This window comes from Thermohalobaculum sediminis, assembly GCF_023487995.1.
Lineage (GTDB): Bacteria > Pseudomonadota > Alphaproteobacteria > Rhodobacterales > Rhodobacteraceae > Thermohalobaculum > Thermohalobaculum sediminis.
Genome location: NZ_JAMFKN010000003.1, coordinates 271,377 through 291,048, shown reverse-complemented (window position 1 = coordinate 291,048; position 19,672 = coordinate 271,377). Strand labels below are relative to the sequence as shown.

Here is a 19,672-nt window from a genome sequence, read left to right as displayed (position 1 = left end):
ACGCGTGCGGACGCGCCGGGAGAGCCCGCAGGGGCGGACGGACAGGAGAGGGGACATTCGATGGCCGACTATGACGTGGTGGTGATCGGCGGCGGCCCGGGCGGCTATGTCTGCGCGATCCGGGCGGCGCAGAACGGGCTCAAGGTGGCCTGCATCGAGGGGCGCGGCGCGCTGGGCGGCACCTGCCTCAATGTCGGCTGCATCCCATCGAAGGCGCTCCTGCATGCCTCCGAGATGCTGCACGAGGCCGAGGGCAACTTCCGCAAGATGGGCATCAAGGCCTCGGGTCTCGAGGTCGATGTGCCCCAGATGATCGCCTACAAGCAGGAGGCGATCGACGTCAACACCAAGGGCATCGAGTTCCTCTTCAAGAAGAACAAGGTGACCTATGTGAAGGGCTGGGCCGAGATCGTCGCCCCCGGCCAGGTCAAGGTGGGCGACGAGGTCCTGAACGCGAAGAACATCGTGATCGCCACCGGGTCCGAGCCCGCCGCGCTGAAGGGTGTCGAGGTCGACGAGAAGCGCGTCGTGACATCGACCGGGGCGCTCGAGCTGACCTCGGTGCCGAAGAAGCTGGTGGTGATCGGGGCTGGTGTGATCGGGCTCGAGCTCGGTTCGGTCTGGGGACGCCTCGGCGCCGAGGTCACGGTGGTCGAGTATCTCGACCAGATCACGCCGGGGCAGGATGGCGAGGTGGTCAAGCACTTCCAGCGCATCCTGGGCAAGCAGGGCTTCAAGTTCGTGCTCGGCGCGGCGGTGCAGGGGGTCGAGACGCTCAAGACCAAGCTCAAGGTCACCTACCGGCTGCGCAAGGACGACAGCGAGCAGACGATCGACGCCGATGTCGTGCTGGTCGCGACCGGGCGGAAGCCCTACACGGCGGGGCTGGGCCTCGACCGGCTGGGGGTCGAGATGACGGACAAGGGTCAGATCAAGACCGATGGCCACTGGCGGACCAACATCCCCGGCATCTACGCCATCGGCGACGTGATCGAGGGCCCGATGCTGGCGCACAAGGCCGAGGACGAGGGCATGGCGGCGGCGGACGTGATCGCCGGCCGCCACGGCCACGTCAATTACGGCGTGATCCCGGGCGTGATCTACACCGCCCCCGAGGTCGCGAGCGTGGGCAAGACCGAGGAACAGCTGAAGGCCGAGGGCCGCAAGTACAAGGTCGGCAAGTTCCCCTTCCTCGCGAACGGCCGGGCCAAGGCGAACCTGGTGTCGGACGGCTTCGTCAAGATCCTCGCCGATGCCGAGACCGACCGCGTGCTGGGCGCGCATATCATCGGACCGGGTGCGGGCGATCTGATTCACGAGATCTGCGTCGCCATGGAGTTCGGCGCCGCGGCCGAGGACATCGCCATGACCTGCCATGCGCACCCCACCTATTCCGAGGCGGTGCGCGAGGCGGCGCTGGCCTGTGGGCAGGGCGCGATTCACGCCTGAGCGCACTGCGCGGATGATCCCGAGGGCGCCCCGTCACGGGCGCCCTTTTTCGCGTCCGCGGGATTGGCGCGCGCGGCGATCCGGCCTAGCTCTGCTGGGAAGCCATAAGAACGAGGGACCCACATGACACGCCTGCTCGGCATCTCGGGTGCCCTGCGCAAGGGCAGCACCAACACCATGCTGGTGAAGGAGGCCGCGCGGCTGTTCGCCCCCGACCATTTCGACATGGCCGACCTGCGTCTGCCGCTCTACGACGCCGACCTCGAGGCCGAGGGGATGCCCGGCGAGGTCACGCGGCTGGTCGAGCAGATCCGGGCGGCGGATGCCATCGTGATCTCGACCCCGGAATACAACAAGGCGCCGCCGGGCGTGCTGAAGAACGCCCTCGACTGGATCAGCCGGGTGCGGCCGATGGCGACCGAGGGCAAGCCCGTGGCGCCGATCTCGGCCGCCGCGGGCATGGCGGGCGGGCAGCGCGCGACCTCGGCACTGTATCTCATGCTGATCCCCTTCGGCGTGCGGCTGGTCACCGCGCCCGAGGTTTCGGTGGGCAATTCGTCGAAGAAGTTCGACGCCGATGGACGGCTCACGGACGAGGCCGCCGAGAAGTTCCTGCGCCAGAAGATGGAGGCGCTCCGGGCCGCTATCTGAGGCCGGTCCCGCGGGGCCATCGAGCCCCCGCGCGCCCGGTGCCGGCTCGGGCCGTCGCGGCGCGCGCGGGTGGCGCGGGCGGGTCAATAGCCCGTCATCTCGAGATAGCCGCGGCCGGGATGGGTGCCCGTCGCGCGCACCGGCCCCTCCCAGTAGGCGAAGTCGGTGGCCATCCAGCTTTGCGGGTTCAGCGCCTCGGTCTCGATCGCGAGCCCGCGGGACGGGATGGCGATCCGCCAGCGGACGGGGATGCTGCGCCCGGCAACCTCTGCCTCGGCCAGCGGGTCGACCTCGATCGTCCCGGGGTCTAGCCGCGTCGAGCGTCCGTCCGGCTCGATCCAGTTCCCGGTGACATAGGGTGCGCCGGCCCTCGCGCGCAGGCGGTAGACCATCAGCTTGCGCTCGTCGGGCAGGTGGAGCGACAGCCAGTCCCAGCCCGCCTGGTCGGCATCGAGCGGCTGGCTCGACCATTCGCGGTCCATCCAGGCGCGCCCGGTCACCGCGCGCCGCGCGCCGCCGGGAGCGATCCAGCCCGTGACCGCGAAGAAGGGCTGGGAGTAGTAGTGCGACGCCTGGCCGCGCTCGGACTTCACGCTGTAGCCCTCGACTCCTTGCAGCGCCACGCCTCGGTAGGTCGCGAGGGCGAGCTCATAGGCGAAATCGGCCCCGTGCGCGCGCATCTCGACCGGACCGAGGGCGCTTGCCGGCGTGCCGGGCGCGCGCGGGGCGGTCTCGGCCAGGCGCCAGTCGTCGATGAAGGCCGCAAAGGGCGTGGCCGCCACCCCCGCCTGCCCCACGCCTGCGCGGGCATAGCGCTGGGCGTGGTGATGACTCGTCGCTGTCGTGAGACCGGCATGTCCCATCCAGATTTGCGGCGTCTGCCAGCCCGCGCCGCCGTGGTCCGGCGGGGCGAGCGCGATGCGGAACAGCGTCCATTGCACACCCGCCTCGGCGCCCGCCTCGTCGGTGAGCACCGCCGTCACGTACCACCATTCGATCCGGAAATCCGGGTGGGGTCCGTGATCGGCGGGAAAGCGCAGCCGCGTCGATGGCAGCACCTCGGCGAAGCCCTTGGCGGTCGCGCCCAGCCCCGCGAAGCCCTGCGCCAGGGCGGCGGCGGGGATCAGCGCGAGGGCGGAGAGCCCCTTGAGAAGCCAGCGGCGGTCAGCGTTCATCGGCAAAGATCCGCAGAAGCCGGGCCGGCGGCGTGCGGGCAAGCCTGAGCACCGGCGACAGCGATGCCACGAGCGCCGCGGCGAGCGAGAGCGCCGCCAGAGCCGCCCAGTCGGCGGGGAAGACGTGCAGCGGCAGCCGCCAGCCGAAGGCCGCGACGTTGACCACGGCGACGAGGAGCCAGGCCACCGCGAGGCCGAGCGGGATGGCGACGAGCGCCGTCAATGCGGCCAGCGCCAGTATCCGCAGGATCTCGATCAGCGCGAGCCTGCGCCGCGTGAGGCCTAGCGCCCACAGCGGCGCAAGCTGCGGCAGGCGATGGGCGGCAAGCGTCATCAGCGAGGCCATGAGCGCCACCCCCGCCACACCCAGCGTCAGCGTGTTGAGCGCCGCCGTCACCGTGAAGGTACGTTCGAAGATCGCGGTCGATTCGCGTTTGAGCGCCGCCTGGTCGACCATGTTGGCGGGCTCCATCCCCGTCTCAGCGGCAAGCGCCGAAAGCAGGGCGGGCACGGCCGCTGGATCCGCCCGGATGCCCATCGAGTTCGGCGCCCCTTCCGGCCAGCGCGCCTCGAAGGCCCCGAGCGCGACGCGGACCTGGCCCTTCGGGTTGCCGTAGTCGGGATAGATCCCCGCGACATCGAGATGCCAGTCCCCGGTCGGTGTCGGCACGCTCACCGCGTCGCCGATGCGAAGGCCGGCGCGCCGCGCCAGCTGCTCGCTGACCAGCGCGGCAGTGCCTGACGCGACCGCGTCCCAGCCGCCGGGCACGACCGCGAGGGTCGGCCAGCGCTCGCGATAGGTGGCGTGCGGGGTGAAGCCCTGCAGTTCAACCGGCCAGCCGGCGATGCGGGTCTCCTCGGCGCGGCTCGGCAGGACGGCCGTCACCTCGGGGCGGGCGGCGAGCCAGGCGATGACGCGCGCGGCCTCGGCCCCCGAGGCGGGCCGGACATAGGCCTCGGCCGCGAGCCGCCCGTCGAGCCAGCCGGTGAAGGCCGTTCGGAAGCTGCCGACCATGGTGCCCACCCCGATGTTCACGCCCAGCGCGAGCAGCAGCGCCATCAGCGCGAGCGAAAGCGCCGGAAGCTGCTGGCGGGTGTCGGCCCAGAACCACTGGACGACCGGCCGCCGCGCCACCGCCTCAGCCGCGATCAGCGCGCGACCGATGACGGCCGGCAGCGCAAGAGCCGCGCCCAGCAGCAGGCAGCCCATCGCCGCGAATGCGGTCTCGAGCCCTTCGGCGCTGGCGGCGAGGGCGGCGGCAAGCGCGATCAGGCCCAGCGCGGCGAGACCGAGCCGGGCGATGCGCCGCCGGCTCGCCGCCTCCCAGGCCCGCGGCGCGGCGCTTTCCAGCACCGGCAGGCGATGTACGCGGAGAAGCCCGGCCGCCGCGGCGGCCAGCGCTCCCGCGAGGCTGATCGCTAGCCCCGAAAGCCACCAGACCGCGCCCAGCGCGAGCACGCCCGACACCTCGGCGCCATAGAGGCCGCGCAGCGTCGCCGCGACATCGGGCAGCAGCGCCAGGGCGATCAGCCAGCCGGCGGCGACCCCGGCCAGCCCCGCCACCGCCGCGAGGGTCATGAGCTCGGCCAGCAGCGCGCCGGTCAGGCCCAGCGCGGACACACCGCAGGCGCGCAGCGTCCGGAACATAGCGAGGCGCTGCTCGACCGCGAGGCCGATGGCGGAATGGACGATGAAGAGCCCGACCATGAAGGCGAGCAGCCCGAAGGCCGTGAGGTTGAGGTGGAAGCTCTCGGTCAGGCGCTGCATATCGTCCGCGCGCCCCGGCTCGGGGGCGACGCGGCTGAGCGGCGTTGCGGTCACGCCCTCGAGCGGCGCGCCCTCGCCCTCGCCGAGGAGGAAGCGCGAGACCCGGCCCTCGCGCCCCAAAACCGACTGCGCGAAGCCGATATCGGTTGCGAGCAGCCCCGGCGCGATCTCGCCCGACCGCGCGAGCGGCGGCAGGCGGCGTCCGTCGTCGGTCGCGACGACCGCGCCCTCGGCGAGGCCGAGGCGCTGGAGCGTTTCGGGGGCCGCCAGTGTGCGGCCGGGGGGAAGGACGAAATCGGTGAAGCCCTGCCCGCGTGCTTCGCCGCCGCCAAGGGCGCTCAGCCCGGCCTCGGGCGGCAGGCTGACCGGCTCGATGCCGATGAGCCGGAAGGGCGCGCCGCCGATGCGGATGCGGCCCTCGATGACCGGCGAGACCTGCCAGCCGGCGCGGCGCATCGGGCCGAACAGCGCCTCGTCGAGATCGCCGCCCTCCGCCGCCACCAGGGCGGGCATGCCGGCGCCCTGGAAGGCGCGCGCCGCGCGGTCGTAGGACGCGCGGGCCTGCTCGTTCAGCGCCTCGACGCCCGACCAGAGCGCCGTGGCGATCGCGAGGCCGAGGAGCAGCGTGGCAAGCTGGCCCGGCCGGCGGCGCCAATGGCTGAGGAGGACGCCGAGAACCCATAGCCATCCGGCGAGACGGCCGGGACTGCGCCGCGGCGCCGTGCCGCCGCCGGGGCGGCGGGGGCTCGATGCCCCCGGCGGCCCGGTCCGGGGCGCCTCGCGCCCGGTCATGCGATGCGCCCCGCGGTCAGGTGAAGCCGCCGGTCCAGCAGCCCCGCGAGATGGGTCGAATGTGTCACCATCAGGCAGGCCGCCCCGCTCTCGCGCACGAGGTCGCGAATCACCGCCACCACCTCCTCGGACGTCGCCTCGTCGAGATTGCCGGTGGGCTCGTCCGCGAGGATCAGCGGCGGGCGCGCGGCCAGCGCCCGGCCGATCGCGACGCGCTGTTGCTGGCCGCCCGAGATCTGGTCCGGATAGCGCCCCAGAAGCCCCTCGATGCCCAGGCGGCGGGCCATCCGCAGTTCCCAATCGGGGTCGTGGCGCCCGGCGATCCGCGCCTGGAAGGCGAGGTTCGCGCCGACGCGCAGGCTGGGGATGAGGTTGAACTGTTGAAAGACGAGGCCGATCAGGTCGCGCCTCAGCCGCGCCCGCCCGCGGTCGTCGAGGCCGCGCAGGCGCGTGCCCCCGATGGTGATCTCGCCGGCATCGGCCGCGTCGAGCCCGGCGATCAGGTGCAGGAGCGTGCTCTTGCCCGAGCCCGACTCGCCCGTCAGCGCGACGCATTCGCCGGCCGCAACGTCGAGATCGACGCCCCGCAGCACCTCGAGCGGCCCTTGCGGCGTGGGATAGGACTTGGCGAGGAATCGAACCGTCAGCACCGCTGCCTGCCGCTGTTGTCTCGGGTGGAGGTATCGCGGACGCGGGCCACGCCAAGGTGCGCGGCGGGTCTCAGCCGCGCGCCTTCGGGTGGGTGCGGGCATAGACCTCCATCAGCCGGGCCTCGTCGACGCCCGTGTAGACCTGCGTGGTCGCGAGCGAGGCATGGCCCAGCAACTCCTGCACCGCCCTGAGGTCGCCCCCCGCTGCCAGAAGCTGCGTGGCGAAGGCATGGCGAAGGGCATGCGGCGTGGCTGAGGCGGGAAGGCCCAGCGCCATGCGCGCGGTCGCCATCGCACCCTGCAGGAGGCGCGGGTTGAGAGGCCCGCCGCGCGCGCCCAGGAACAGCGCCGCATCGCGCCCCGGCGCGAAGGGGCAGAGCGCGCGATACTGCTCGACCGCCGCGCGTGCGACCGGCAGGACGGGCACCTCGCGCTCCTTGCCGCCCTTGCCGGTGACGCGCACCGACTGCCCCAGCGGCGCGTCGCGCTGCCTCAGTCCCAGCGCCTCCGAGATTCTTAGCCCCGAGCCCCAGATCAGCGTGAGCGCCGCCTGGTCGCGCGCGGCGATCCACGGCTCGGCATGTGCCGAGACGGCGGCGAGAATGGCGCGGGCGTCCTGGGCCGCGACCGGGCGCGGCAGGCGGCGCGGGCTCCGGGGCGTGCGCAGGGTCAGGAGCGCCGGGCAGTCCACGCCCTCGGCCAGGGCGAGCCAGCGGTAGAAGCTGCGCACCGCCGCGAGCTTGCGGCCCAGCGTGCGCGGGCCGACGCCCCGGCCGCGCTCGGCCGCCATCCAGGCCCGAAAGTCCGAGACCGTGAGCCCGCCCAGCGCCGTCCTGCCCATGCCGCCGCCGGTATGGGCGCCCATGAAGCCAAGGAAGGCGCGCAGGTCGCGCCCATAGGCCTCGACGGTCTTGGGGCTCGCCCTGCGCACGGCCGAGAGTTGCGCGAGCCACCGGGCCAGAAGATCGCCCGCGCCCTCGGACGGCTCGCTCATCGGCGGCTGGCCGCGTCCGGGCGGGCGGGCGCCATGTCACGCCCCCGGATCGAGCCGCGAGAGATGCGCGAGCGCCAGCCGCGCCACCGCGCCTGCGAAGAACTCGAGCAGGTCGGTGCCCTGTTCGGGCGTGAAGCGGTCGGGATCGGTCGAGCCGAGCGCCAGCAGCCCCGCCGCGCCGTCGAGATCGAGCCGAAGCAGGGCCTCGGAGGCCACGCGCTCGAACCCGAACAGCAGGTCCGACTCCTCGCTCGCCTCGCGCAGCACGATGCGCCCGGCCCGCGCGTCGGGGTGGAGCGTGAGATAGGTCTCGACCATGCCGATCGGCAGCGCGAGCACGCGCCCGCCAAGATCGCCCGCCACGCCTGCCGCCGGGCGGATGTCGTCGACATCCGCCTCGAGGCAGAGCCGCACCGCGTCGATCGACACCATGCGCGGCACGTCCTGCGTCAGCCGCCGCAGGAAGTCGTCGAGATCGCGGGCCTCGAGAAGCTGCGTGACCGCGCGGTGCACCTGCTGGGTCGAGGCGACGTTCTCGTAGGCCGCGGCGATCACCGAGCGGTTGGCATGGACGAGCTTGGAGAGCCGCTGCTCGAGCCGCTCGACCAGCTTGTCGCGCAGGTCGACCACGTTGCGGTCGAGCGGGCCCGTCGCGCGGATCAGCGCCCGCATCACCTGGTCGTCCGACAGCACCAGCTCGGGGTCGGCGAGGATCAGCGAGCGGATCAGGTCGCGTTCCTCGGCGTCGAGCACGACCGCGCCCGCCGCGCTGCCGGTGGCCGAGGGGTCCTGGAGCTTCATCTGCGCGCGCCCGTCACTTGAGAATCGACTGGCCGGTCCTGGCCCAGTCTGCCAGAAAGGCCGCGAGCCCCTTGTCGGTAAGCGGGTGGTCGGCGAGCTTCTTCAGCACGGCGGGCGGGATGGTCGCCACGTCGGCGCCGATCTTGGCGGCTTCGGCCACGTGGTTCACCGTGCGGATCGAGGCAGCAAGGATCTGGGTCTTGAAGTCGTAGTTGTCGTAGATCTGCCGGATGTCCGCGATCAGCTCCATCCCGTCGAGATTGATGTCGTCGAGCCTCCCGAGGAAGGGTGAGATGAAGGTTGCCCCCGCCTTCGCCGCCAGCAGCGCCTGATTGGCCGAGAAGCAGAGCGTCACGTTGACCATGTGCCCGTCATCCGACAGCGCCTTGCACGCCCTGAGCCCGTCCCAGGTCAGCGGCACCTTGACCGCGATGTTGGGCGCGATCCCGGCGAGGAAGCGGCCTTCCTCGATCATGGCGGATGCCTCGGTCGCGGTCACCTCGGCCGAGACGGGGCCGGGGACGATCTCGCAGATCTCCTTCGTGACCTCGAGGATGTTGCGGCCCGACTTGGCGATCAGCGAGGGGTTGGTGGTCACGCCGTCGACCATGCCGGTGGCGGCCAGATCGCGAATCTCGTCGATCTCGGCCGTGTCGATGAAGAATTTCATTGGGGTTCGTCCTCTGCGGTCCCGGGGGGCAGCCTGCCGGCATCACCGCCCTGCGGGGGTCGGTGTCGGGCGGCAATCTAGCCGAAGGGCGCGGGGCGGTCCAACCCCCGATTCCGGGGTCATGACACGGTGAGCGGCGCGCGGCGATTCGGGCCCGGTTCGCGCGTCGGCGTGCTTTTGCCCATGCCTTTCCCGGGCCCGCTCGACTACCTGGTGGGCGAGGGAATGGCGCTCGAGCCCGGAGAATTCGTCGAGGTCGGGCTGGGCGCCCGCAGGGCCGTGGGCGTGGTCTGGGGCGAGGGGGCGGGGGACGTCGCCCCGGCGCGGCTCAAGACGGTGGCGGCCCGACTCGAGGTGGCGCCGTTGCGCGAGGGGCTGCGCCGATTCCTCGATCGCGCTGCGGACTACACGATGACGCCGCCCGGCATGATGCTGCGGCTGGCGACGCGGGTGCCCGATCTCGGCCAGCCGCCGCGAATGCGGACGGTGCTGCGTCTCGCAGGGCCGCCGCCCGGGCGGCTCACGCCGGCGCGCGCGCGTGTGATCGAGGTGCTGGGGGAACTGGGCGGCGCGGGCCTTGCGCCTGTCGAACTTGCGCGGTTGGCGGGCGTCTCGGGCGGCGTCGTCAAGGGGCTCGAGGCGATGGGCGCGCTGGCGGCATCGGCGGTGCCCGCCGATCCACCCTTCGCGCCGATGTTCGGCCAGCCGCCCGGCGGGCATCTGTCGGACGACCAGGCGGCGGCGGCGCAGGCGCTGCGCGCCGACATCGCGGCGGGCGGGTTCTCTGCCACGCTGCTCAGGGGCGTGACCGGCTCGGGCAAGACCGAGGTCTATCTCGAGTCGGTGGCCGAATGCATCGCGCGCGGGCGCCAGGCGCTGGTGCTGCTGCCCGAGGTAGCGCTCACGCCCGGCTTCCTCGCCCGCGTCGAGGCGCGATTCGGCGCGCGGCCGGCCGAGTGGCACCACGGCGTGACCGGGACCGAGCGCCGCCGCGTCTGGCACGGGGCCGCCTCTGGCGAGGCGCGGCTCGTCGTTGGCGCTCGCTCGGCGCTGTTCCTGCCCTTTGCCGATCTCGGCCTCGTGGTGATCGACGAGGAGCACGAAGCCTCGTTCAAGCAGGAGGACGTGGTGCTCTACCACGCCCGCGACATGGGTGTGCTGAGGGCCTCGGTCGAGGGCGCGGCGGTGGTGCTGGCCTCGGCCACACCCTCGCTGGAAAGCTGGGCCAATGCCGAGGCGGGGAAATACCGCCGCATCGACCTGCCCGACCGTTTTGGCCGTGCCGTGCTGCCGGCGATCGAGACGGTGGACCTGCGCAGCGAGGCGCCAGGGCGCGACCGCTGGATCACGACGCGGCTGGCCGAGGCCACGCGGGCCCGGCTCGCGGCCGGCGAGCAGGCGCTGTTCTTCCTGAACCGCAGGGGCTATGCGCCGCTGACGCTGTGCCGCGCCTGCGGCCACCGCTTCGGCTGCCCGGACTGCGACGCGTGGATGGTGACGCACCGCTTCCGGTCCGAGCTGATGTGCCACCAGTGCGGCCACACCGAGCCCGTGCCGCAGTCCTGCCCGAGCTGCGGGCGCGACGACCGCCTGGCGGCCTGCGGGCCCGGCGTCGAGCGGCTGGCCGAGGAGGCGGCCGACCTGTTCCCCGGCGCGCGGGTCGAGGTGCTCTCCTCCGACCTGATCGCCGGGCCCGAGGCGGTCAAGGCGCGCCTCGCGGCGATCGCGGCGGGCGATGCCGACATCGTGATCGGCACCCAGATGGTGGCGAAGGGGCACAATTTCCCGCTCTTGACGCTGGTTGGCGTGATCGACGCCGACATGGGGCTGATGGGGGGCGACCTGCGGGCAGCCGAGCGCACCTTCCAGATCCTGCACCAGGTGGCGGGCCGCGCAGGCCGCTCGGAACGGGCCGGACGCGCCCTGATCCAGACTGCGAGCCCCGACCACCCGGTGATGCGCGCGATCGTTTCAGGCGACGCCGAGGCTTTCTGGCGCAGCCAGGCCGAGATCCGGCACCTGTCGGGCATGCCGCCCTACGGGCGCCTCGCGGGGGTCATCGTGTCGGGCGAGGACGAGGCGCGGGTGACCGAGGTCGCGCGCGCGCTCGGCCGCGCCGCGCCCCTGGTCGAGCGGGCGGGGGCCGAGGTCTACGGCCCCGCGCCCGCGCCCATCGCCCGGGTGCGGGGCCGGGTGCGGATGCGGCTTCTGGTCAAGGCGCCCAAGGGCGCGGCGCTGCAGGAGGCGATCCGCGGCTGGGTCGCGGCTGTGAAGGTGCCCGCCGCGGTGCGCGTGGTCATCGACATCGACCCGCAAAGCTTCCTCTGAGGCGCCGCGCGGGGCCAACCTGCGCCGCGCCGCAAGAACCGGGTGGGCTTGCCGGCGCCGCGCCGGCATCTTCGGCCGCACACCCGGCACAGGAGCCCGACGATGACCGAGATTCGCGTGACCCCGATTCCCACGGCGCTGGTCCGCGCCTTGCAGGCGGGCGGCCTCGACGCCCATGGCAACCGGCCCGAGCGCGCCGTCTCGGACGGTGCCGGGGCGCCCTGCCGGCATTGCCTGAGCATGATCCCCGAAGGCGCCGGGATGCTGATCCTCGCGCATTCGCCCTTCGGCGCCCGGCAGCCCTATGCCGAGACCGGACCGGTCTTCCTCTGCGCCGAGCCCTGCGCGCCCTGGCAGGGCGAGGGTCTGCCGCCGATCCTGACCTCGAGCCCCGACTACATGCTGCGCGGCTACGACGCGGCCGAACGCATCGTCTACGGCACTGGCGCGGTCGTCCCCGCCGCTACCCTCGCGGAGCGCGCGGCGGCCCTGCTGGACGATGGGGCGATCACCTTCGTGCATGTGCGCTCGGCGCGGAACGGCTGCTTCCAGTGCCGCATCGACCGGGCCGGGGCCGCCTGACTCGCTGCGGCCATCCCGCGCGCGCCGGCCGGCGCACGTCGTGGCGGGCGCTGCGACGATGTGCCCGTTCCCGTGCCCGACCGTGCCCCCTTCACAAAGATCCGAATCCCCTGAATAACCCGCGCAGCCCGGCACGGCGCGATGTTGCATGCGCACCACCCCTGTGCTAGCTGACGGGCGCATCTCCGGGGGCCGGTTCCGGCGCGTCCCGGTGCAATGATCGATTTGTCCGGCAGGCGCGTCCCGGCGCCGCGCCGGGCGCAACCGGGAAGGCAGACCGTGTCGGAAACATCCTCCCTTTCCGCCAGCATCGCCGGGCGCTACGCGACCGCGCTGTTCGAGCTGGCGCAGGAGAGCGGGGCGCTCGAGGCGGCCGAGGCGGACATCGCGCGGCTCGGCGAGGCACTCGAGGCGAGCGAGGACCTGCGCTCGCTTATCGCGAGCCCGATCTACGCCCGCGACGACCAGAGCCGCGCCATGGCCGCGGTCGGCAAGGCGCTGGACCTGTCGGGTCTCACCGCCAACCTGATCGGCCTGATGGCCTCGAAGCGCCGCCTGTTCGTCCTGCCGCAGCTGATCGCGACCTTCCGCGCGCTGATGGCCGAGCATCGCGGCGAGCTGACCGCCGAGGTCACGGCGGCACGCGCGCTGTCGGACGCGCAGCTCGCGAACCTCGCGGAGACGCTGAAGGGTGCGACCGGCCGCGAGGTCAAGCTGAACGTCAAGGTCGATGAGGATCTCATCGGCGGTCTTATCGTGAAGGTGGGCTCGAAGATGATCGACACGTCGATCCGCTCGAAGCTCGCTTCCCTGCAGAATGTCATGAAAGAGGTCGGGTGATGGGCATCCAGGCAGCTGAGATCTCTGCTATCCTCAAGGAGCAGATCAAGAACTTCGGCCAGGAGGCGCAGGTCTCCGAAATCGGCCGCGTGCTGTCGGTCGGTGACGGCATCGCGCGCGTCTACGGTCTCGACCAGGTCAAGGCCGGCGAGATGGTCGAGTTCCCCGGCGGCATCCGCGGCATGGCGCTGAACCTCGAGACCGACAATGTCGGCGTCGTGATCTTCGGCACCGACCAGGACATCAAGGAAGGCGACACCGTCAAGCGCACCGGTGCGATCGTCGACGTGCCTGCCGGCAAGGGTCTGCTGGGTCGCGTGGTCGACGGTCTCGGCAACCCGATCGACGGCAAGGGCCCGATCGAGGCGGCCGAGCGGCGGATCGCCGACGTCAAGGCGCCGGGCATCATCCCCCGCCGCTCGGTGCACGAGCCGATGGCCACGGGTCTCAAGTCGGTGGACAGCCTCGTGCCGATCGGCCGCGGCCAGCGCGAGCTGATCATCGGCGACCGCCAGACCGGCAAGACGGCCGTGGCGCTCGACGCGATCCTCAACCAGAAGAGCTACAACGAGGCCGCCGGCAAGGACGAGTCGAAGAAGCTCTACTGCGTCTACGTCGCGATCGGCCAGAAGCGCTCGACCGTCGCCCAGCTCGTGAAGAAGCTCGAGGAGACCGGCGCGATCGAGTATTCGATCGTCGTGGCCGCGACCGCGTCTGAGCCGGCGCCGATGCAGTATCTGGCGCCCTACTCGGCCTGCGCGATGGCGGAATACTTCCGCGACAATGGCATGCATGCGCTGATCATCTACGATGACCTGTCGAAGCAGGCCGTCGCCTACCGCCAGATGTCGCTGCTGCTGCGCCGCCCGCCGGGGCGCGAGGCCTATCCGGGCGACGTGTTCTACCTGCATTCGCGGCTGCTGGAGCGCGCGGCCAAGCTCAACGACGACCACGGGGCGGGCTCGATCACCGCGCTGCCGGTCATCGAGACGCAGGCGGGCGACGTCTCGGCCTACATCCCAACCAACGTGATCTCGATCACCGACGGGCAGATCTTCCTCGAGACCGAGCTGTTCTACCAGGGCATCCGCCCGGCCATCAACGTGGGCCTGTCGGTCAGCCGCGTGGGTTCGGCCGCGCAGACCAAGGCGATGAAGTCGGTCGCGGGCTCGATCAAGCTCGAGCTGGCGCAGTACCGCGAGATGGCGGCCTTCGCGCAGTTCGGCTCGGACCTCGACGCGGCGACGCAGAAGCTTCTGAACCGCGGCGCGCGCCTGACCGAGTTGCTCAAGCAGCCGCAGTACTCGCCGCTGACGAACGCCGAGCAGGTCTGCGTGATCTACGCGGGCACGCAGGGCTATCTCGACGACATGAAGGTGTCGGAGGTGGGCCGCTTCGAGAAGGCGCTGCTCAACGAGCTGCGCACGAACCATCGTGCCCTGCTCGACGACATCCGCGACAACGACCGCAAGGTCGAGGGCGATCTGGCGAAGCAGATCAAGGCGGTGATCGAGAGCGTGAAGAAGACCTTCGCGTAACCCTGCCGCGGCTGGAGGAGACTTGGGCAGATGCCGAGCCTCAAGGACCTGAAGAACCGGATCAACTCGGTCAAGTCGACCCGGAAGATCACCAAGGCGATGCAGATGGTCGCCGCCGCCAAACTGCGCCGCGCGCAGGAGGCGGCGGAGGCCGCGCGTCCCTTCGCCGAGCGCATGGACGCGGTTCTCGCGAACCTTGCCCGCGCGTCGAAGGACAGCCCGACCGCGCCTCGCCTGCTGACGGGAACCGGCCGCAGCGACACGCATCTGCTGATCGTGGCGACCTCCGAGCGCGGCCTCTGCGGCGGCTTCAACAGCCAGATCGTCAAGCAGGCGCGCCTTGACATCGAGCGCCTGCGGGCCGAGGGCCGGACGGTCAAGATCCTCACCGTCGGCAAGAAGGGGCGCGAGCAGCTCAAGCGCGGCTATGCCGACCTGTTCGTCGGCCATGTCGACCTCTCGGACGTCAAGCGCGTGGGCTACGCCAACGCGCAGTCGATCGCGCAGGACGTGCTGCACCGCTTCGACGCGGGCGAGTTCGACGTCGCGACCGTCTATTTCAACCGCTTCCAGTCGGTGATCAGCCAGGTGCCGACGGCCCGGCAGGTCATCCCCGCGACCTTCGACGAGGCCGAGGGCGCGGACACGGGCACGGGCTACGAATACGAGCCGGACGAGGACGCGATCCTCGCGGATCTGCTGCCCCGCAACCTCGCGGTGCAGATCTTCCGCGCGCTCCTCGAGAACGCGGCCTCCGAGCAGGGTGCTCGCATGACCGCGATGGACAACGCGACCCGGAACGCGGGCGAGATGATCGACCGTCTGACGATCGTCTACAACCGCTCGCGCCAGGCCGCGATCACCAAGGAACTGATCGAGATCATCTCGGGCGCCGAGGCGCTCTGACGACCACGGGAGACGACGAATGGCCAAGGCTGTCGGTAAGGTAACGCAGGTGATCGGCGCCGTCGTCGACGTCCAGTTCGACGACCACCTGCCCGCAATCCTCAACGCGCTCGAGACCGAGAACAACGGCAACCGCCTCGTGCTCGAGGTGGCGCAGCATCTCGGCGAGAACACGGTGCGCACCATTGCCATGGACGCGACCGAGGGTCTGGTCCGCGGCCAGAAGGTGACCGACACCGGCGCGCCGATCGCGGTGCCGGTGGGCAACGCGACGCTGGGACGGATCCTCAACGTGGTCGGCGAGCCGGTGGACGAGAAGGGCCCGGTCGACGCGACCGAGACGCGCCCGATCCACCAGCCGGCGCCCGAGTTCGTCGCCCAGTCGACCGAGTCGGAGATCCTGGTCACCGGCATCAAGGTCGTGGACCTGCTGGCGCCCTACGCCAAGGGCGGCAAGATCGGCCTGTTCGGCGGCGCGGGAGTTGGCAAGACCGTGCTGATCATGGAACTGATCAACAACATCGCCAAGGTGCACTCGGGCTTCTCGGTGTTTGCGGGCGTCGGCGAGCGCACCCGCGAGGGCAACGACCTCTATCACGAGATGATCGAGTCGGGCGTCATCAAGCCCGACAATCTCGGCGACAGCCAGGTGGCGCTGGTCTACGGCCAGATGAACGAGCCGCCGGGCGCGCGCGCCCGCGTCGCGCTCACGGGTCTTACGCTGGCCGAGCAGTTCCGCGACCAGTCGGGCACGGACGTGCTGTTCTTCGTGGACAACATCTTCCGCTTCACCCAGGCAGGCTCCGAGGTGTCGGCGCTTCTTGGCCGCATTCCCTCGGCGGTGGGCTACCAGCCGACGCTGGCCACCGACATGGGCGCGCTGCAGGAGCGCATCACCTCGACCAAGCAGGGCTCGATCACCTCGGTGCAGGCGATCTACGTGCCGGCCGACGACCTCACCGACCCGGCACCGGCGACCTCCTTCGCCCATCTCGATGCGACCACGGTGCTTTCGCGCCAGATCGCCGAGCTTGGCATCTACCCGGCCGTGGACCCGCTCGACTCGACCTCGCGCCTGCTCGACCCCGCGGTGATCGGCGACGAGCACTACCAGGTCGCGCGTGACGTGCAGGGCATCCTGCAGCGCTACAAGGCGCTCCAGGACATCATCGCGATCCTCGGCATGGACGAGCTCTCGGAGGAAGACAAGCTGACGGTCGCGCGCGCGCGCAAGATCCAGCGCTTCCTTAGCCAGCCCTTCGACGTCGCCCAGGTCTTCACCGGCTTCCCCGGCGTGCAGGTGCCGCTCGAGAAGACCATCGACAGCTTCAAGCGCGTCGTGGCGGGCGAGTTCGACCATCTGCCGGAAGCCGCCTTTTACATGGTCGGCGACATCGACGACGTGATCGCCAAGGCCGAGAAGATGGCCGCAGCGGCCTGATGAGGCCATGACCGGTGCGGCCCGGCCGTCAGGTTCGGGCCGGCAGCCATGGCCGCGGGCCGGGGTGACGGGCGCGGCACAGAGACCGGAGCCCCGTCGAGGGGGAGTGACCAGATGGCAGAGATGATGAAATTCGAGCTGGTGAGCCCCGAGCGCAAGCTCGCCTCGGCCGAGGCGGAGTCAGTGACTGTTCCCGGTATGGCCGGCGACATGACGGCGATGCCCAACCACGCGCCGTTCCTGACAACACTGCGGCCGGGCTTCGTTACGGTCCGTGGCAGCGCGGGCGAGGAAAGCTACTTCGTGACCGGCGGTTTTGCCGAAATCTCGCCCGACGCCGTCTCGGTGCTGGCCGAGGAAGCGGTCGAGGCCGAGAGGGTGACCAGGTCCTGGCTCGACGAGAAGATCGAGGCATTTGCGGCGGCGGCGGCAGAGGCTCCGGCCGAGCGGGCGCAGCTCGAGGCGCTCCGGCTCAACGACATCAGGTCGATCGCAGAGCGACTCGGCGCCTGACGCGCGCGCGAGCCATGAATCCCAACGATGCGGCGCGCCGGCGTGGTCCGGCGCGCTGCTTCGCGTTCGGGGCTCTCCGCGGCGCCTGTTGCGGTGCCATGGAACGCAGAACGCTTGCGCTTCCGGCGTGGGATCGGAATATGTCCGTGCCGGGCGAAGTAAATGCATGGTGGCGTCATGGTGACGGGGACACATCGGACTGGCGCGGTCATCCTGACGGCAGCGCTGCTCGCCGCCTGCGCGTCCGCCGACCTGACGCCCGACGATGAGAAGGTCGTGACGTCAGGCGATGTGGTGGACCGGGGGACGCTGCCGCTCACCGCCGCGGAGATCGAGATCTACCTGACCGATTCGACCCTGAGCCACGTCGGCGCCGAGCGTCTGTGGCACGTGTATGTCGGCCGCAATGGCGAACTGGTCGGACAGTCGAGGACCAAGGATGGCGCCGTTGAGCGCAATCGCGGCCAGTGGAGCATCCGCGGTGGCGGCCCCTCGGGCGCGTCGATCTGCCGCCAGTGGGAAATGGACTGGGGCGGGGGGGAGAGCGGCTGCGCCACCGTCTATCGCTTCGGAACGGAGTTCGTCTTCGTTCCCGAGGGGGCGTCCGGGAGCTCCGGCGACGACATCCGCCGCACACGGACGCCGGGGGACACGTACAACATCATCTGACCGCGCACGCGCAGCACCGCGGCGGCTAGGCCAGCAGATCGGCAAACTCGGCGAAGACCGCCGAATAGGTGTCACGCTTGAACGGCACGATGCGGTGAATCAGGTCGGCCGGGTTCATCCAGGCCCACCGGTTGAACTCGGGCTCATGGGTCTCGATGTCGATCTCGCTGTCGTCGCCCTTGAAGCGCATCGCGAACCAGCGCTGGCTCTGGCCGCGGAAGCGTCCGCCCCAGAGACGTCCCACCAGATGCGCCGGGAGATCGTAGGTGAGCCACCGGCTGCTCTCCCGCAGCACCCTGACACTCGAAGGGTCGATCCCCGTCTCCTCGCGCAGCTCGCGTAGGGCGGCCTCGAGCGGCGTCTCGCCCTGGTCGATCCCGCCCTGCGGCATCTGCCAGGCATCGTAGGTCGAATCGATCCGCTGCCCGGCGAAGATGTGCCCGGAAGAATTGAGGAGCACCAGCCCAACGCATGGCCGGTAGGGAAGGCGCGCGATGTCGGTCGGCGGAGCGGAGTAAGTCATCTCGGACATCCGGGCTCCGTGCCCCCCGGCGGCCAGCCGGAGGACGCGGGGAGGCTCAAGACCGTTCAGTTCTGGCCGCGGTCGTAGATCGCAAGCCCGTTCAGCAGGTCAATGGCATAGGCGAGCTGGAAGTCGTCCGCGCGCAGCTTCGCCGTCGCTTCATGACGCGCGCGCTCGTCCTCGAGCAGCTTCTTCTCGTCCTCGGACAGCTCGTTCGAGAGGCTGCCGCGGAGCTCGGCCTCCGAGCGGAGCTGGCGCGGCTGTTCCTCGTCGGCACTGGCGATCTTGCGCTCCTCGACGAGGATGTCCGGCTCGATGCCAAGCGCCTGGATCGACCGCCCCGAGGGCGTGAAATAGCGCGCCGTGGTGAGCTTGACGGCCCCCTTGTCGCCCAGCCGCATGATGGTCTGGACCGAGCCCTTGCCGAAGCTCTTGGCGCCCACGATGATCGCGCGGCGCTGATCCTGCAGCGCGCCCGCAACGATCTCGGACGCCGAGGCGGAGCCCTCGTTGATCAGCACCACCAGCGGCTTGCCGCCCGCGAGGTCGCCCGGCTGCGCGTTCACGCGCTCGGCCTGCTCGAGGTCGCGGCCGCGGGTCGAGACGATCTCGCCCTTGTCGAGGAAGGCGTCCGAAACCTCGATCGCCTGCGTCAGCAGGCCGCCCGGGTTGTTGCGAAGGTCGATGATGAAGCCCGCGACCTTGTCGGCGCCGATCTCTGCCGTCACCTGCTCGATGCCCTCGCGCAGGTTCTCGGTCGTCTGCTCGTTGAACGTGGTGATGCGGATGACGCCGATATTGCCTTCGGCGCGCGCGCGCACCGCGCGGATCTTGATGGTGTCGCGCACGATCGTGACGTCGAAGGGCTCCTCGGCGCCCTCGCGCCCGATCGTGACGGTGATCTCCGACCCCACCGGCCCGCGCATCTTGTCGACCGCGTCCGAGAGGGTGAGGCCGAGCACCGATTCCCCGTCGATATGGGTGATGAAGTCGCCCGACTCGATGCCGGCGCGCGCGGCCGGCGTGTCGTCGATGGGGGCCACGACCTTTACGAAGCCGTTCTCCATCGTGACCTCGATGCCGAGCCCGCCGAACTCGCCGCGCGTCTGTTCGCGCATGTCCTCGAAGTTCGCGGGCGGCAGGTAGGTCGAGTGCGGATCGAGCGAGGCGAGCATCCCGTTGATCGCCGCCTCGATCAGCTTCTTCTCGTTGACCTCCTCGACGTAGGAGGTCCGGACGCGCTGGAAGATGTCCCCGAACAGGTCAAGATACTCGTATGTCGTGCGGGCACTGTTTTCCTGCGCGTGGGTCAGGGATGCGAAGTGCGGAGCCGAGACACCGAGAGCGACGCCCGCCATCAGGGCCAGAATGGTCTTGCGCAT

The 19,672-nt window shown here is 70.9% G+C and carries 18 protein-coding genes; 10 read left to right on the top strand and 8 right to left on the bottom strand.

Translation table 11 applies throughout. The annotated features are described in order from the left end of the window. The first annotated feature begins 60 nt into the window (after nt 1-60). Together lpdA and M1105_RS08500 are read left to right on the top strand one after the other, a co-directional pair. Nucleotides 61-1,449, top strand: coding sequence for a dihydrolipoyl dehydrogenase (gene lpdA, locus M1105_RS08505; RefSeq protein WP_249579918.1), 1,389 nt, complete (start codon nt 61-63; stop codon nt 1,447-1,449). A gap of 123 nt (nt 1,450-1,572) precedes the next feature. Next, the gene (locus M1105_RS08500) at nt 1,573-2,100 is read left to right on the top strand and encodes an NADPH-dependent FMN reductase (protein ID WP_249579917.1); all 528 of its coding nucleotides are present in this window, start codon (nt 1,573-1,575) and stop codon (nt 2,098-2,100) included. 83 nt (nt 2,101-2,183) lie between these two features. Here the strand turns inward: M1105_RS08500 and M1105_RS08495 are convergent, their stop codons facing one another. From M1105_RS08495 to fsa, 6 genes are all read right to left on the bottom strand, one after another. Beyond that, nucleotides 2,184-3,275 (bottom strand): lipocalin-like domain-containing protein, encoded by a 1,092-nt coding sequence (locus M1105_RS08495; RefSeq protein ID WP_249579916.1) that lies wholly within the window; start codon nt 3,273-3,275, stop codon nt 2,184-2,186. Beyond that, nucleotides 3,265-5,835 carry an ABC transporter permease gene (locus tag M1105_RS08490; protein WP_249579915.1) on the bottom strand — a complete coding sequence of 857 codons (2,571 nt, stop codon included), beginning with the start codon at nt 5,833-5,835 and terminating at the stop codon, nt 3,265-3,267. Before M1105_RS08490 ends, M1105_RS08495 begins: the two co-directional genes overlap by 11 nt. Further along, nucleotides 5,832-6,485 carry an ABC transporter ATP-binding protein gene (locus M1105_RS08485; protein WP_249579914.1) on the bottom strand — a complete coding sequence of 218 codons (654 nt, stop codon included), beginning with the start codon at nt 6,483-6,485 and terminating at the stop codon, nt 5,832-5,834. Before M1105_RS08485 ends, M1105_RS08490 begins: the two co-directional genes overlap by 4 nt. 70 nt (nt 6,486-6,555) lie before the next feature. Further along, a complete protein-coding gene (locus tag M1105_RS08480; RefSeq protein WP_249579913.1) occupies nt 6,556-7,479 on the bottom strand; it encodes a tyrosine recombinase XerC in 924 nt (307 codons plus the stop codon). 36 nt (nt 7,480-7,515) lie between these two features. Next, the gene (locus tag M1105_RS08475; RefSeq protein WP_249579912.1) at nt 7,516-8,280 is read right to left on the bottom strand and encodes a DUF484 family protein; all 765 of its coding nucleotides are present in this window, start codon (nt 8,278-8,280) and stop codon (nt 7,516-7,518) included. Between the two features lie 13 nt (nt 8,281-8,293). Beyond that, complete coding sequence (gene fsa / locus M1105_RS08470) at nt 8,294-8,950, bottom strand: fructose-6-phosphate aldolase (RefSeq protein ID WP_249579911.1); 657 nt, start codon at nt 8,948-8,950, stop codon at nt 8,294-8,296. Between the two features lie 129 nt (nt 8,951-9,079). Between fsa and M1105_RS08465 the strand changes: the two genes are divergently transcribed. The 8 genes from M1105_RS08465 (at nt 9,080) to M1105_RS08430 (ending at nt 17,767) form a co-directional block, all read left to right on the top strand. Continuing rightward, the gene (locus M1105_RS08465; RefSeq protein ID WP_319936778.1) at nt 9,080-11,278 is read left to right on the top strand and encodes a primosomal protein N'; all 2,199 of its coding nucleotides are present in this window, start codon (nt 9,080-9,082) and stop codon (nt 11,276-11,278) included. Between the two features lie 102 nt (nt 11,279-11,380). After that, nucleotides 11,381-11,860, top strand: a complete 480-nt coding sequence (locus M1105_RS08460; protein WP_249579909.1) for a DUF1203 domain-containing protein — start codon at nt 11,381-11,383, stop codon at nt 11,858-11,860. Between the two features lie 279 nt (nt 11,861-12,139). After that, nucleotides 12,140-12,700 (top strand): F0F1 ATP synthase subunit delta, encoded by a 561-nt coding sequence (locus M1105_RS08455; RefSeq protein WP_249579908.1) that lies wholly within the window; start codon nt 12,140-12,142, stop codon nt 12,698-12,700. Further along, the gene (gene atpA, locus M1105_RS08450; protein ID WP_249579907.1) at nt 12,700-14,238 is read left to right on the top strand and encodes a F0F1 ATP synthase subunit alpha; all 1,539 of its coding nucleotides are present in this window, start codon (nt 12,700-12,702) and stop codon (nt 14,236-14,238) included. Before M1105_RS08455 ends, atpA begins: the two co-directional genes overlap by 1 nt. Before the next feature lie 30 nt (nt 14,239-14,268). Continuing rightward, nucleotides 14,269-15,144 (top strand): F0F1 ATP synthase subunit gamma, encoded by an 876-nt coding sequence (locus M1105_RS08445; protein ID WP_249579906.1) that lies wholly within the window; start codon nt 14,269-14,271, stop codon nt 15,142-15,144. Nucleotides 15,145-15,163: 19 nt separating this feature from the next. Further along, nucleotides 15,164-16,585, top strand: a complete 1,422-nt coding sequence (gene atpD / locus M1105_RS08440) for a F0F1 ATP synthase subunit beta (protein WP_249579905.1) — start codon at nt 15,164-15,166, stop codon at nt 16,583-16,585. A gap of 114 nt (nt 16,586-16,699) precedes the next feature. Beyond that, complete coding sequence (atpC, locus tag M1105_RS08435; RefSeq protein ID WP_249579904.1) at nt 16,700-17,098, top strand: ATP synthase F1 subunit epsilon; 399 nt, start codon at nt 16,700-16,702, stop codon at nt 17,096-17,098. A 162-nt stretch (nt 17,099-17,260) separates the two neighbouring features. Beyond that, nucleotides 17,261-17,767 carry a hypothetical protein gene (locus M1105_RS08430; protein ID WP_249579903.1) on the top strand — a complete coding sequence of 169 codons (507 nt, stop codon included), beginning with the start codon at nt 17,261-17,263 and terminating at the stop codon, nt 17,765-17,767. A gap of 25 nt (nt 17,768-17,792) precedes the next feature. Here M1105_RS08430 and M1105_RS08425 read toward each other — a convergent pair whose 3' ends face one another. Both M1105_RS08425 and M1105_RS08420 read right to left on the bottom strand, forming a co-directional pair. Further along, nucleotides 17,793-18,290 carry an RNA pyrophosphohydrolase gene (locus M1105_RS08425; protein WP_249579902.1) on the bottom strand — a complete coding sequence of 166 codons (498 nt, stop codon included), beginning with the start codon at nt 18,288-18,290 and terminating at the stop codon, nt 17,793-17,795. Nucleotides 18,291-18,355: 65 nt separating this feature from the next. After that, nucleotides 18,356-19,672: a S41 family peptidase gene (locus tag M1105_RS08420; protein ID WP_249579901.1), complete on the bottom strand. Its 1,317-nt coding sequence runs from the start codon at nt 19,670-19,672 to the stop codon at nt 18,356-18,358.

Coding starts and splice junctions, on each gene's coding strand:
- M1105_RS08495 (WP_249579916.1), bottom strand. CDS start 3,275: ATGAACGCTGACCGCCGCTGGCTTCTCAAGGGGCTCTCCGCCCTCGCG.
- M1105_RS08445 (WP_249579906.1), top strand. CDS start 14,269: ATGCCGAGCCTCAAGGACCTGAAGAACCGGATCAACTCGGTCAAGTCG.
- atpC (WP_249579904.1), top strand. CDS start 16,700: ATGGCAGAGATGATGAAATTCGAGCTGGTGAGCCCCGAGCGCAAGCTC.
- M1105_RS08430 (WP_249579903.1), top strand. CDS start 17,261: ATGCATGGTGGCGTCATGGTGACGGGGACACATCGGACTGGCGCGGTC.
- lpdA (WP_249579918.1), top strand. CDS start 61: ATGGCCGACTATGACGTGGTGGTGATCGGCGGCGGCCCGGGCGGCTAT.
- M1105_RS08420 (WP_249579901.1), bottom strand. CDS start 19,672: ATGCGCAAGACCATTCTGGCCCTGATGGCGGGCGTCGCTCTCGGTGTC.
- M1105_RS08500 (WP_249579917.1), top strand. CDS start 1,573: ATGACACGCCTGCTCGGCATCTCGGGTGCCCTGCGCAAGGGCAGCACC.
- M1105_RS08460 (WP_249579909.1), top strand. CDS start 11,381: ATGACCGAGATTCGCGTGACCCCGATTCCCACGGCGCTGGTCCGCGCC.
- M1105_RS08425 (WP_249579902.1), bottom strand. CDS start 18,290: ATGACTTACTCCGCTCCGCCGACCGACATCGCGCGCCTTCCCTACCGG.
- M1105_RS08480 (WP_249579913.1), bottom strand. CDS start 7,479: ATGAGCGAGCCGTCCGAGGGCGCGGGCGATCTTCTGGCCCGGTGGCTC.
- M1105_RS08475 (WP_249579912.1), bottom strand. CDS start 8,280: ATGAAGCTCCAGGACCCCTCGGCCACCGGCAGCGCGGCGGGCGCGGTC.
- atpA (WP_249579907.1), top strand. CDS start 12,700: ATGGGCATCCAGGCAGCTGAGATCTCTGCTATCCTCAAGGAGCAGATC.
- atpD (WP_249579905.1), top strand. CDS start 15,164: ATGGCCAAGGCTGTCGGTAAGGTAACGCAGGTGATCGGCGCCGTCGTC.
- M1105_RS08490 (WP_249579915.1), bottom strand. CDS start 5,835: ATGACCGGGCGCGAGGCGCCCCGGACCGGGCCGCCGGGGGCATCGAGC.
- fsa (WP_249579911.1), bottom strand. CDS start 8,950: ATGAAATTCTTCATCGACACGGCCGAGATCGACGAGATTCGCGATCTG.